At 61.3% G+C, this 13384-nt stretch carries 12 protein-coding genes; 6 read left to right on the plus strand and 6 right to left on the minus strand.

Going from position 1 to position 13384, the window contains the following annotated elements; all coding sequences use genetic code 11:
- Positions 1–18: 18 nt before the first annotated feature.
- Positions 19–201, plus strand: a complete 183-nt coding sequence (locus ACR0CG_RS00820) for a hypothetical protein (RefSeq protein ID WP_170610632.1) — start codon at positions 19–21, stop codon at positions 199–201.
- Between the two features lie 3 nt (positions 202–204).
- Here ACR0CG_RS00820 and ACR0CG_RS00825 read toward each other — a convergent pair whose 3' ends face one another.
- The 3 genes from ACR0CG_RS00825 to bcoG form a co-directional block, all read right to left on the minus strand.
- The gene (locus tag ACR0CG_RS00825; protein ID WP_170610629.1) at positions 205–963 is read right to left on the minus strand and encodes an SDR family oxidoreductase; all 759 of its coding nucleotides are present in this window, start codon (positions 961–963) and stop codon (positions 205–207) included.
- Positions 960–2423, minus strand: a complete 1464-nt coding sequence (locus ACR0CG_RS00830) for a carnitine 3-dehydrogenase (RefSeq protein ID WP_480522421.1) — start codon at positions 2421–2423, stop codon at positions 960–962. The genes ACR0CG_RS00825 and ACR0CG_RS00830 overlap by 4 nt, the downstream gene beginning before the upstream one ends.
- Positions 2424–2511: 88 nt before the next feature.
- On the minus strand, positions 2512–3429 hold the full coding sequence (gene bcoG, locus ACR0CG_RS00835) for a 3-dehydrocarnitine:acetyl-CoA trimethylamine transferase BcoG (protein ID WP_480522422.1): 918 nt from the start codon (positions 3427–3429) through the stop codon (positions 2512–2514).
- Between the two features lie 131 nt (positions 3430–3560).
- On the opposite strand from bcoG, the gene ACR0CG_RS00840 reads away from it, so the two are divergent.
- Positions 3561–4547 carry a GlxA family transcriptional regulator gene (locus tag ACR0CG_RS00840; protein WP_170677424.1) on the plus strand — a complete coding sequence of 329 codons (987 nt, stop codon included), beginning with the start codon at positions 3561–3563 and terminating at the stop codon, positions 4545–4547.
- A gap of 64 nt (positions 4548–4611) precedes the next feature.
- Here ACR0CG_RS00840 and ACR0CG_RS00845 read toward each other — a convergent pair whose 3' ends face one another.
- From ACR0CG_RS00845 to ACR0CG_RS00855, 3 genes are read right to left on the minus strand one after another with little or no spacing between them, the layout of a single operon-like run.
- On the minus strand, positions 4612–5658 hold the full coding sequence (locus ACR0CG_RS00845) for an aldo/keto reductase (protein ID WP_480522423.1): 1047 nt from the start codon (positions 5656–5658) through the stop codon (positions 4612–4614).
- 29 nt (positions 5659–5687) lie between these two features.
- Positions 5688–6146: a DNA polymerase III subunit chi gene (locus ACR0CG_RS00850; protein ID WP_480522424.1), complete on the minus strand. Its 459-nt coding sequence runs from the start codon at positions 6144–6146 to the stop codon at positions 5688–5690.
- 4 nt (positions 6147–6150) lie between these two features.
- Positions 6151–7617, minus strand: coding sequence for a leucyl aminopeptidase (locus ACR0CG_RS00855; protein WP_480522425.1), 1467 nt, complete (start codon positions 7615–7617; stop codon positions 6151–6153).
- Between the two features lie 229 nt (positions 7618–7846).
- Here ACR0CG_RS00855 and lptG point away from each other — a divergent pair, with 229 nt between their 5' ends.
- The 4 genes from lptG to pdxA are packed head-to-tail and all read left to right on the plus strand — an operon-like array spanning position 7847 to position 13315.
- Complete coding sequence (lptG, locus tag ACR0CG_RS00860) at positions 7847–8947, plus strand: LPS export ABC transporter permease LptG (protein WP_480522426.1); 1101 nt, start codon at positions 7847–7849, stop codon at positions 8945–8947.
- Positions 8947–11109, plus strand: coding sequence for an LPS-assembly protein LptD (locus ACR0CG_RS00865; RefSeq protein WP_480522427.1), 2163 nt, complete (start codon positions 8947–8949; stop codon positions 11107–11109). The genes lptG and ACR0CG_RS00865 overlap by 1 nt, the downstream gene beginning before the upstream one ends.
- Positions 11100–12353, plus strand: coding sequence for a peptidylprolyl isomerase (locus ACR0CG_RS00870; RefSeq protein WP_480522428.1), 1254 nt, complete (start codon positions 11100–11102; stop codon positions 12351–12353). Before ACR0CG_RS00865 ends, ACR0CG_RS00870 begins: the two co-directional genes overlap by 10 nt.
- Positions 12350–13315: a 4-hydroxythreonine-4-phosphate dehydrogenase PdxA gene (gene pdxA, locus ACR0CG_RS00875; RefSeq protein WP_480522429.1), complete on the plus strand. Its 966-nt coding sequence runs from the start codon at positions 12350–12352 to the stop codon at positions 13313–13315. Before ACR0CG_RS00870 ends, pdxA begins: the two co-directional genes overlap by 4 nt.
- Positions 13316–13384: the final 69 nt, after the last annotated feature.

Raw genomic sequence — 13384 nt, forward strand, 5'->3', positions numbered from 1 at the left:
AGACGGAGGACTACAGGAATGGACGCACTGAAAACGGCAGAATACGCACGCGCCCTCTATACCGCGCACGGCGACCGGGCCGAGGCGGAAGCCGCTCAGAAAATGCGCGAATGCGAAGCTTCCGGTAACACACAGGAAGCTCAGGACTGGCAGGCCGTGCGCAGCGCTATTCGTCAGTTGCGTGGCCCAAATCAGGCCTGACGCTTAGACTTTGGGGTCGGGGTTCACTGTGTGACCATCCACGGCAATCACCTGCCCCGACACCAGCCTTGCCGCATCCGAGGCGAGAAAGACCGCCATATTGGCGATATCCTGCGCCTCGACGAATCGGCCCATCGAGGTGCCCGCGGCATAGCCCTGGTAAACCTGGTCGCGCGTCATTCCTTTGGCCGCAGCCTCACGCTGCAAAACGCCCTCCATTCGGGGGCCTTCGACAGCGCCCGGGCAGATGGCATTGGCGCGAATACCATGTGGCCCCAGCTCCATCGCCAGCGTCTTCATCAACCCGATCACGGCCCATTTCGCCGCTGAATAAGGCGCGCGAAACGGATACCCATATTGTCCGGCCGTCGAAGACGTCAGGATAATGCTTCCCGCGCGCGCCGATTTCATCATCGGGACCGCATGTTTGGCTGCCAGAAATGCGCCGTCCAGATTGACCGCGACACAGGACCGCCAAGCTGCCAGATCGATATCCTCGATCGCGTCAGTCGGCCCTGCGATCCCCGCATTGGCGCACAGCACGTCCAGACCGCCTGCTGCACCGGCCGCCTGAAAGACGGCGCTCATGTCGTTCTCGCTGGTCACATCCGTCCAATGCGCCGTCCAGTGATCCGGCAAGGCCTGCAGCGCCGCCTGATCAATATCCGTCACCCAGACCTCATAGCCTGCCGCGTCAAACGCATCGGCCATGGCACGACCGACGCCCGCAGCGCCGGCCGTGACCAGAACCCGCCGGGTCATGACGGTTTCCGGATGGCCACACCCGCACCTTCGGGGTATGGCAGATCAGCCTGCGCGGCGGCAATTCGCGCCATCGCATCCTCGATTTCGGCCGAAGGCGCGCTGGGGCGGCGGGTTTCCAGACTGACATGCAGCAAAAAGCTCTCACCCGTTGCCAGCAGCTTGTCGCCCTCGTACATGCTGTGGAAAACGTGCAGCTTCTTGCCCTGACCCAACAGCATCTGCGTGCGCACTTCGATCTTTGCGCCCGCATGGACTTCGTCGATATAGCGAAGGTGGTTCTCAGCGGTGAAATAGCTGCCGCCCGAGGCGATGTAATCCGCGTCACAGCCAATGATCTCCATGAACCGGTCGGTCGCCGAAGCAAAAGCCTCGAGGTATTTGGCCTCGTTCATGTGACCGTTGTAATCGGTCCAGTCCAGCGGCACCGCCCGCGACAGAGTCAGGATCGGCTGGCTCAGATCTGCCTGTTCCAGCGTCGGCAGCGCGCCGGGCCGCAGCATTGCGTCATGCTGGTTCAGCACCGCACCTGCCCCGTAATTCTGCAGCTTCAGCGCCCGCATCATCCCGACAAGGTTGTTGTCGCGGATACGCTCCAGTTCGCGGATCGAGTGCATCCCGGATTGCGCATCGGACTGTTCGGCGATCATGTCGACCAGTTCATCGGTAAATTCCGGCACGTCCATCAGCTTGGTCCAGGGCCATTGCAGGGCTGGTCCAAACTGCGCCATGAAATGCCGCATCCCGGCCTCGCCCCCGGCCACGCGATAGGTTTCGAACAGCCCCATTTGCGCCCAGCGGATGCCAAAGCCCATACGGATCGCCTCATCGATCTCTTCCGTGGTCGCAATGCCATCCTTGACCAGCCACAGCGCCTCACGCCAGACGGCCTCGAGAAACCGGTCTGCAATATGCGCGTCGATCTCTTTCTTGATATGCAGCGGGAAGAAGCCGACCGACGTCAGCATTTCCTTGGCCGTGGCAACCAACTCGGCTGAGTTCTTCTCGGTCGGCACCAGTTCGATCAACGGCAGCAGATACACCGGATTGAACGGGTGCGTCACGACGATCTGTTCGGGGCGCAGTGCGCCTTCCTGCAACTCCGAAGGCTTGAAGCCGCTGGTCGAGGACCCAATGATCGCGCCCGGATCACACGCCTCCTGCAACCCCTTGTAAACCTTCAATTTCAGCTCTAGCCGCTCGGGCACGCTTTCTTGAATCCAGTCCGCACCCCTGACGGCATCGGCCATATCCTCGTGAAAGCTCAGCGCCCCCTCGGTCGGCAAAGGCACATCGCTGAGACCGGGCAACGAGCGACGCGCATTGTCCAGCACTTCGCCAATTTTGCGCTCGGCTTCCGGGTCCGGGTCGAACACCCGAACATCCCAGCCATTCAGCAGAAACCGTGCGGCCCATCCGCCGCCGATTACACCACCACCAATGATCGCCGCTGTTTTCATGTCATCCTGCCAGTTGAACGCGCATATTTCATCTTTTTCAAAATACTCCGGGGGTTTGGGGGCTGGGCCCCCAAGTACCGCTCCGTTCTCACTTCGCTACCGGAGCCCGTTTGACCAGCCCCAACTTTTCACGCACTTCCTGCGGTCCGATCACCCGTGCACCCATGTTTTCGATGATGTTGCCCGCGCGCTCCACCAACTGCCAGTTCTCGGCAAGCACGCCTTTCTCCAGCCACAGATTGTCTTCCAGCCCGACGCGCACATTGCCGCCCGCCAAAACCGAGGCGGCAACAAACGGCATCTCGTTCCGTCCCAGCGAGAACGCGCTGAAGGTCCAGTCATCCGGCACATTGTTCACCATCGCCATGAACGTGTTCAGATCATCCGGCGCGCCCCAGGGGACGCCCATGCAAAGCTGGACCAGGGCGCTGGGTTCCAGAATACCTTCCTTCACTAGTTGCTTGGCAAACCACAGATGGCCGGTGTCAAACGCTTCGATTTCCGGCTTCACACCCAGGTCCGTCATCATCTTGCCCATGGCACGCAACGCGCCGGGCGTGTTGGTCATGACGTAATCGGCTTCGGCAAAGTTCATGGTGCCGCAGTCCAGCGTGCAGATTTCGGGCAGACACTCTGCAACATGCGCCACACGCTCGGACGCACCGATCATGTCCGTTGCGGCTTCATTGACAGGGAACGGGTTCTCAATCCCGCCAAAAACGATGTCGCCGCCCATGCCGGCGGTCAGGTTCAGAACCGCATCGACCTCGGCATCGCGAATGCGGTCGGTGACTTCGCGATAAAGGGCCAGGTCACGCGACGGTGCGCCGGTTTCCGGGTCGCGTACGTGGCAATGCACCACCGCTGCGCCAGCCTTGGCCGCGGCAATCGCACTTTCGGCGATCTGCTTGGGCGAGCGCGGCACATGCGGGCTGCGATCCTGCGTCCCGCCCGATCCGGTGACAGCACAAGTGATGAAGACTTCGCGGTTCATTTCCAGAGGCATTGCGTTTTCCCCAAGTTATACCCGGCTTCACCTTGGGTTTTCCCCAGGCTTTTCCCCGGATTCTGATTTGCGTTGCTGCCGACTCTGACGCAGCCTTGGGAAAACACTTGCCAGAATGCGAATCGAACTTGATGAAATCCGCAAAAAACATACTTCAGCCCGAACATCGCGCCCTGAAAACGGCGGTACTGGTGCTGGACGAATGCAACACGCTCAGCTTCGCTTCGGCCGTTGATCCAATGCGCGCGGCCAACCGTCTGGCAGACCGCCCGGCCTTTGACTGGGATTACGTCACCGCAACGGCTGAACCTGCAATGCTGACCAGCGCCCTGCAGGTGCCCGGGATCCCCCTGGCCCGGCTGCAAAGCTGCGAGTTGATGATTGTCGTCGCCGGGTTCCAGCTCGCCCGCCATGCCACGCCCAGTCTGCTGGCTGGCCTGCGCCGCATTGCCGGCACCGGCGCCACCATGGCCGGTATCGATGGCGGACCGTGGCTGCTGGCCGAAGCCGGCCTACTCAACGGCCACCCTGCCACAACGCATTGGGAAGACCTCAGCAGCTTCGCCGCGCGGTTCCCCGAAGTCGACGTCCGCCCGGACCGTTTCACCGTGTCAGAAGGCCGCCTGACTTCGGGTGGTGCGATTCCCGCAGTCGAGATGATGCTTCACATCATAGCCGCCCGCCATGGCGCCGGCTTCGCCGCGCGGGTTTCGGGCCTGTTCCTCTACGAAGGCGCGCCGCAACCTTCGAAACCCCAAAGCCGCACCGGCGCACCGCATCGCCATTCTGCCCTGACCGCCCGCGCCAATTCGCTGATGGAATCCTCGCTCGACGAACCACTGCCGCTGGCCTATATCGCCGACCGTCTGGGCACCAGTCCCCGTACCCTGCAACAACAATTCCGTCTGCGCCTGAACACCACGCCGCAGGACCACTACCTGCAATTGCGCCTGGCCGAGGCGCGCCGCCTTGTCACCGACACGGACATGCCACTGATGGATGTGGCCCTGGCCACCGGATTCGCCTCACAATCCAGCTTTGCCCGCGCCTTCCGTACGGCCCACGGCCTCTCGGCCCGTGACCTGAGGCAAGACCGGACCCAGCCCACGCATCACTGACCAAACCGCTCAATTGTTCAGAAAGACCTCGAGGAAGACACCGCTGGCGACGGGGGCTGCGCCCCTAGAACGGCATCGGATGGGCCCGGTGCGCTTGATTTATCTCGGTCAAAACGTCCGTCGACAATTCAAGATCGGCACCGCGCAGTATATGCTCCAACTGCACGACGCTCGTGGCCCCGAAGATGGCTGACATCATGAAAGGTCGGGTCCGGCACCAGGCCAGCGCCATGTGAACCGGGTCCAACCCGTGGCGATCCGCGATCTCGAGGTAGGCCGCCACTGCGTCAAAGACACGCGCGGACTTGCGTCCCCCCATTGCGGGCACCAGCGACATGCGCGATCCGGCCGGCACTGCCCCGTTCTGGTATTTGCCAGTCAGGAACCCTGCGGCCAAAGGGGAAAAGGCCATCAGGCCCACATCCTCGTGTACGCTCAACTCACCCAGGTCGGTGTCGAAGTGGCGGCAGAGCAGCGAATACTCGTTCTGTACAGACGCGACCCGTGGCGCGCCTGTCTGTTCGGCCAGCCGCAGCCACTGTGCCGTGCCCCAGGCGCTTTCGTTCGACAGGCCGAATGCGCGGATATTGCCCTTGTCCACCTGCGCCTGCAGCGCCAAAAGGCACTCCTGCATGTTCTCCAGAACTTCTCCGGTATTCTTCCCCGATGGCGCATAATCCCAATTTTGCCGAAACATGTAGCTGCCGCGATTGGGCCAGTGAAATTGGTAGAGATCAATGCAATCCGTTTGCAACCGCCGCAGCGAGCCTTCGATGGCCTCGGGGATGGTCTGCCCGGTGATTGGCGCGCCGTCGCGGGCGTGGGCAAACCCCGCGCCGGAATGCTTGGTGGCCAACACATAGTCGCCCTGTCGTGACCGGTTTGCGGCATTCCAGTTGCCCAGAATTTCCTCGGTCCGCCCGACCGTCTCTTTCGAGACCGGGTTCACCGGATACATCTCGGCCGCATCCACAAAGTTGACCCCGGCATCCAACGCCAGGTCGATCTGCGCATGCGCCTCGGGTTCTGAAGTTTGCGTGCCAAACGTCATCGTGCCCAGACACAGGTCCGACACCATGATGCCCGTACGGCCCAGAGGCTTGGTTTTCATCCGTCACTCTCCTGACTTGTTTTCGAAAATCAGGCCTCGGCCTTCTTTTCCCACCGCCCCGACGCCTCGGACCAGTATTGCGCCGAGCATCCCGCGGCGGTCAGCGCCTTCCACTGCCCCCGTGCGTGCTGAACGGCCTGTTCGTCGTTGCCATCGAACAGGATGCACACCCGTTCCAACGCGGCAACCTCGTCGGCCTCGACCGGCGCGCCATCCACCGCCATCACACAGGATGGGTCATTTGCGGCATCCGCCGTGGTGGTCAGCAGGATGGGCTGTGCCACATCATGCGGCCCGCCTTCCCGACCATGCGGCAGGAACCCCTCCTCGGGACCCAGCCACAGTTTTTCATCCAGCCAGTCCATCCGCGCGGGATCGGTCCCCCGCACGGCAATCCGCCACCCGGCCTGCCGCGCCTTGTCAAGCAGCTCCGACAGGGTCTGCTCCAAAGGCTGCCGGGTCAGGTGATAGAAATAGACGGCCCCCATCCGATTACTCGAAATTGTCCTGCACGAACCGGCTCAGTGCGCGCACGCCCCAGCCCGTGGCCCCCTTGGGAGCGTAAGACGTCTCGGTTGAAACCGAGGCAACACCGGCAATGTCCAGATGAATCCACGGCGTCTCTTCCTTGACAAACCGTTGCAGGAACTGCGCCGCAGTGATTGAACCCGCAGGCCGTCCGCCCACGTTTTTCATATCCGCAATGCGTGATTTCAACTGTTTGTCATAGGCCTCGCCCAGCGGCAGCCGCCACGCGCCCTCATCTTCGGCCCCGGCAGATTTCAGGAACGCATCGCAGAACGTGTCGTTGTTCGAGAATACACCGGCATTTTCATGTCCAAGACCGATGATGATCGCACCTGTCAACGTGGCCAGATCGACCATGCCAACGGGCCGGAACCGTTCCTGCGCATACCACATGACATCACACAAAACCAACCGCCCCTCGGCGTCGGTGTTGATGATCTCGACCGTATCGCCCTTCATCGAGGTGATCACGTCACCGGGCCGCGTGGCATTGCCCGAGGGCATGTTTTCGACCAGCCCCACCAGCCCGACGACATTGGCCTTTGCATTGCGTTTTGCCAGCGCCCGCATGGTGCCCGCCACAACGCCCGCGCCGCCCATGTCCATCGTCATGTCTTCCATGCCACCGGCGGGCTTCAACGAAATGCCGCCGGTGTCGAACACGACGCCCTTGCCGACCAGCGCCAGCGGCGCATCGTCCTTGTCGCCCCCGTTCCACTGCATCACCACCACTTTCGAGGGGCTGTCGGACCCCTGTCCGACGCTCAGCAATGTGCGCATTCCCAACTCGGCCAGCTTGTCCTCTTCCAGAACCTCGACCTCAAGCCCCAGCGCCTCCATCTCTTTCAGACGATCGGCGAACTCGGTTGTGGTCAGTACGTTGGCAGGTTCGTTGGTCAGGTCACGGGTCATCCGCACGCCGTCGGCCACGGCATAAAGCGGCGCAAAGGCGGCCTCGACCTCGTCATGCTTGCCGTGGCTGATGGTGACGGTGCCAGGTTCCTCCGCGTCCTTGGTCTTGTGCGCATCGAAATCGTAACTGCGCATCGCGATACCCATGGCCAGATCTTCGCACCGCAGCTGATTGGCCGCCATCACCAGCAGATCCGTGCCCGCTGCCAGCTTGGCCAGTGCCGCACCCGCCTTGCGCGCCTCTGCCCGCTCAGGCCGGCGCGGCAGCACCAGAACATCCAGCGCTTCCGCAGCCATCCCACCCGGCCAGCCCAGCGAGATGACTTCCCCGGTCTTGGCCTTGCCGAACTTCTCACTTTCAACCAGTCGCGCAACCGCACCACGTGTCAGGCGATTGGCGCGACGGGCGGCTGGACCCATTTTTCCCTCTGACGTAATGATGATCGCCACGCGCCCCTCAGCCTGCGCCATTGCATCCACATCGAAGGCCTGAAAACGGACTGGAACCAGACTGCTCATTGCAAACTCCTCAAAATCTGTTCCCCAAGACCTAGCCCGCACCGCGCGGCTTGACCAGATAGCAGTTTTCCCCAGCCGTCATTTGCATTAAAGTCCCGCAAAAAGAACCGACAGGCATCGGGGGACAAGACTTGGCACCAAACGGCAGGCACAAGCCGTCGCGCAGAAAATCACCTTCCGGCAAATTTGGCCCGGCCCCTTGCTTTTTCGGGCTGATGAGGGCGCTGTCGTGATCCTCGACCGCTATTTCGCCCGCAGATTCCTGCAAAGTTTTCTGGTCATTGGCAGCATCTTTCTGACACTGATGATTCTGATCGATCTGATCGAACAGATCCGTCGTTTTGACGATTCCAACCTGTCTTTTGGGCGCCTGCTACAGCTGACTTTGCTGAACACACCCGCTGCCATCAGCGAGATGTTGCCTCTGCTGATCATTCTGTCGACCATTGCCCTGTTCATCGGCCTGGCCCGCAGTTCCGAACTGGTTGTGACCCGCGCAACCGGGCGGTCCGGCATCCGCGCTCTGGCTGCGCCGGTTGTACTGGCGCTGATCATCGGTGCGCTGGCCGTGGCCCTGCTGAACCCGATCGCTGCGGCAACGTCCGAAGAATACCGGCGTCTGGCGGACAGCTACCGCAACGACGGCCGTTCGACCCTGTCCATCAGTCGCGATGGCCTGTGGCTGCGACAAGGGGCGCAGGACGGGCAATCGGTCATTCACGCGCAGGGCACCGAGAATGACGACATCCTGCATCTGACCGGTGTCACGATCATCACCTTTGGCCAAAACGGCAAGCCGACCCAGCAGATCGTCGCTGACGAAGCACGGCTGGAAGATGGCAGATGGGTCCTGCAGGACGCCAAGATCTGGTCCCTGAAGGATGACGAAAACCCCGAATTGAATGCGGTGACGCATGACCGGCTGGACCTGCCCACGTCCCTGACCCGTCAGCGCATCCTGGATTCACTGGGCCAGCAGGACTCTGTCTCGGTCTATGATCTGCCGCAACTGATCAACGATCTGGGACAGGCCGGGTTCTCGACCAAGCAATACGAGGTCTGGCTGCAATCCGAACTCGCGCGGCCCTTCTTTCTGGTCTCGATGGTCCTGATCGGTGCTGCCTTTACCATGCGCCACGTGCGTTTCGGCGGCACAGGCATCGCTGTGCTGACCGCCGTTCTACTGGGCTTTGCCATGTATTTTATCCGCAATTTTGCGCAAATCCTGGGGGAAAACGGACAATTGCCGGTCTACGTCTCGGCCTGGGCTCCACCCTTTGCCGCGCTGCTTCTGTCGCTGGGCCTGTTGCTGCACGCGGAGGACGGCTGATGCGGCACTTGCTACCCTTGTTGCTGTCCGGTGCGCTGATCCACAGCGCGCCAGTTATCGCTACAGCGCAGTCCGCGCCTGCACCAAATGCCGGGCAAGCGGCTGAACCGCAGGACCTTCCGGCCCTTCTGGTCGCAGACAAGATCTTTATCACTCCGGATCGCAAGCTGATCGCCGAAGGCAATGTCGAGGCGTTTCAGGGCGACGCCAAACTGACGGCCAGCAGCATCATCTATGATCGTGAAACCGGTTCGCTCGAACTGCAGGGACCGATCCGGATCGATCAGGAAGGCCGCACCACGATTCTGGCCGATTCGGCGGAACTGGACAACGGTATCCAGAACGGCCTTTTGATCGGTGCGCGCATGGTGTTCGACCAGCAGACCCAGATCGCCTCGGTCGAGGCGCGCCGCGCCGCCGGTCGTTACACGCAGCTCAGCAAGGTCTCGGCCACGTCCTGCCATGTTTGTGCCGACGGTCGTGCGCCACTGTGGCAGATTCGCGCCCGCAAGGTCACGCACGACCAGTTGGAGCGGCAGTTGTATTTCGAAGGCGCGCAGTTCCGTGTGCTGGATTTCCCTGTCTTCTATTTTCCGTATTTGCGCCTGCCGGATCCGACACTGGAACGCGCGACAGGGTTTCTTGTACCGTCCATTCGAACCACCTCGCAGCTTGGGACCGGCGTTCAGGTGCCGTACTTCTTCAAGCTCGGTGACCACAAGGACCTGACCCTGACCCCGTACCTGTCTTCGGGCACACGAACGCTGGGCTACCGGTACCGGCAAGCGTTCAAAACAGGCCGCATAAACATCGAAGGGGCCTACACACGTGACGACATCCAGCCGAACCAGGATCGCGGCTATCTGTTCGCAAGTGGCTTTTTTCTCTTGAAGAACGACTTCCGGTTGCTGTTCAGCATCAACACCACGTCTGACGACGGTTATCTGGCGGATTATGGCCTGCCCAATTACGACCGCCTGCGTAGCGAGGTCGCGCTTGAGCGGATCAAACGGGATACGGCCTTCAGGACCAACCTGATCCACTACAAAACGCTGCGTGACAGCGAAGATCAGGATGAAATTCCGTCGCGAATTTTCGACCTGAACTACCAGAAACGTTACTTCCCCCAAGGGGTTGGAGGCGAAGTCCGCCTGTCATTTCTCAGCCATGCCTACGAGCGTACCAGCGATACGGACGTCACTGGGCGCGATGTGGCGCGCGCCACCGTTGACGCCGAGTGGCTGCGCAGTTGGATATTCGCCACCGGATTACGGGCTGACGCTCAGTTCGGTGCGTCGGTGGACAGGTTCAACATCCGGCACGACAGCAATTTCGCGGATAACGTCAACCGGCTCACGCCTCGTGCGGCAATGACCCTGCGCTATCCGATGCAGCGCCGCGAAGCATCCGGTGCCTCGCAGGTGCTGGAACCTATCGCTCAGGTCGGGTGGACCCATGTGTCGACCAATGACGTGCCGATTGACGAAAGCACATTTCAGGAATTCGATCAGGGTGATCTGCTTTCCCTGTCCCGCTTTCCCGCAGTTGACCGCCGTGAAGACGGGCCGACCGGCGTTGTGGGCGTCAACTGGGCGCGGTACGGCATCAATGGCTCACGTGCATTGGCAACGATAGGTCAGGTTTTCCGCGCCGATGCCGACCCGGCCTTCAACCTGACATCCGGCCTTCAAGGCACGTCTTCCGATTTGCTGATTGCCGGGCAGGTAGACACGGTCAAGGGCTGGTCCATTGGCGGGCGCGGCCTGGTCAACGGCGATTTCAGCTTTGCAAAAGCCGAACTGCGTGGTCAATGGGCGCGCGGTGACGATGCAATCGTCGGCAGCTATGTCTGGCAGGAGCCTGACCCGGACGAGAACGTGGATGACGAAATCTCAGAATTCTGGGTGAACGGGCGCTACAGAATAGACGAGAACTGGCTGACTCGCGCCGAGGCGCGCTATGACCTCAGCGAAGACGAACCGATCCGGTACGGGTTTGGACTGACCTATCAGAACGAATGTGTTCAGGTTAACATGAGCGTCAGCCGACGCTTCACATCAACATCAAGTATTGAGCCTTCGACGGAATTCGGGTTTACCGTTGCCCTGACAGGTTACGCCATCGACGGCGGCGGTAAGAAGTACAAAAGATCATGCAGCTGAAATCAGGTTTCTCAAGGTTTATTCGTTCCGGCTGGATCAGGCGGGCCATTCCGGCACTTGCTGCCGCAGTCATCACGCTCGCAGCCGGGCAGATCTCGGCCCAAAGCCTGTTCTCGCCGGCGATCCGCGTCAATCAGGACATCATCACCTGGTACGAGTTGCAGCAACGCCAGCAATTGCTGACCGTTCTGGGCGTTCCCGGCAGTTCAGACCAAGAGGTGCGCGAAGCTTTGATTGAAGACAGCCTGCGCAATCAGGCCCTGCGCGATGCCGGCATCACGGCAACACCCGAAGACATTGAGGTCGGTATCGACGAATTCGCATCCCGCGGTCAGCTGTCGTCCGACGAATTCCTCAATGCCCTTAAAAATGAAGGGGTCGATCGCGAAACCGTGCGGGATCTGGTCGCCAACCAACTGGCTTGGCGCGAGTTCATCAGCACACGCTTTCTTTCCCAGTCCCGCCCTTCGGAAGACGAGATCAACCGCGCACTGGGACAAGGCGGCAATGGCGGCCTGCAGGTTCTGCTGTCTGAAATCATCATCCCGGTGACCCCGCAAACTCTGCCTCAGGCCCAGGTCCTGGCAGACGAAATCTCGAAACTCGAAGGCTATGACGCCTTCTCTGCCGCTGCCACACAGTACTCAGCCGCCGCTACCCGTGATAATGGCGGCAGGCTGGAATGGCTGGGCCTGACCGACCTGCCCCCGGCCCTGCAACCGGTGCTTCTGGGCCTCAAGAACGGCGAAATCACCGCGCCGCTGTCGCTGCCCAACGCTGTCGCCCTGTTCCAGATGCGCGGCGTTCGCGAGGTTTCGACCGCCGCGCCCCGGTATTCCGAGATCGACTATGCCGCGTATTACCTGCCCGGCGGGCGCAGCGCGGAAACCCTGACCCGGGCCAACAGGCTGAAGGAAGAGATCGACACCTGCGACGACCTTTATGGCATCGCGAAGGATCAGCCGGCTGCAGCATTGGATCGTGTGTCCGCGGCCCCGTCGGAAATCCCGCGCGATGTTGCGCTGGAACTGGCCAAGCTGGACAACAACGAGGTGTCGACAACGCTCACCCGCAACAACGGGCAGACTCTGATGTTCCTGATGCTGTGCACCCGCACTCTGGACAGGGGAGAGGACACGACGCGCCAGGACATTGCGAATGCCTTGACCCAGCAGCGCCTGCAAGCCTTTGCCGACAGTCTTCTGGAACAGATGAAGGCCGATGCGACCATCATCTCGCAATGACCGCCCCCATTGCGCTCAGTTGCGGGGAACCGGCCGGGATCAGCCCTGAAATCGCCGCTGGCGCATGGTCCCAATTGCACGGCGCCTGCCCGTTTTTCTATATCGGCGACGCTGCACACCTGCCCAAAGGCACCCCGATCCGCAAAATAAGCGCACCATCGCAGGCGCAAGCCGTCAGTGCCGAGGCCCTGCCTGTGCTGCACATGGAATTTCCCGCGCCCAACCGACCGGGCCATCCCGATCCGGACAATGCGCCGTCGGTCATCGATACCATTGAACTGGGCGTCAACCTCGTGCGCTCGGGCGAGGCCTCGGCGCTATGCACCGCGCCCATTCACAAGAAGGCCCTGATCGACGGGGCCGGGTTTTCCTTCCCCGGACATACCGAGTTTCTGGCAGCCCTCGCCGGTCAGGAGCGCGCGGTGATGATGCTGGCCAGTTCCAATCTGCGCGTCGTGCCCGCCACGATCCACATCCCGCTGTCCCGCGTGCCGTCCGAACTGACACCAGATCTGCTGCGCGACACCATTGCAATCACGGCTGACGGTCTGCGCCGTCAATTCGGCATCGCACACCCCCGTATCGCGGTGGCGGGCCTCAATCCACATGCTGGCGAAGGCGGCAAAATGGGAATGGAAGAACTGGACTGGATCGCGCCGCTTCTGAAAGGCCTGCCAACCAACGGCTACACCGTCACCGGCCCCCATCCGGCCGACACGATGTTCCACGCCGCCGCCCGCGCCCGATACGATGCCGCAATCGCCATGTATCACGATCAGGCCCTGATCCCGATCAAGACACTGGATTTTGACAAGGGCGTAAACGTAACGCTGGGCCTGCCCTTCATACGCACGTCGCCTGACCACGGCACCGCACTGGACATCGCCGGAAAAGGAATCGCCAATCCCACAAGCCTGATCGAGGCCCTGAAACTTGCCCAACAGATGGCACAAACCCCTTGATCCTTCACCTGGCCGAAAATATCCCCGCCGGAGGCAAAAAACCTCTGGCGCTTACCCACCAACCCGCGC

The organism is Ruegeria sp. AB8 (assembly GCF_056542605.1).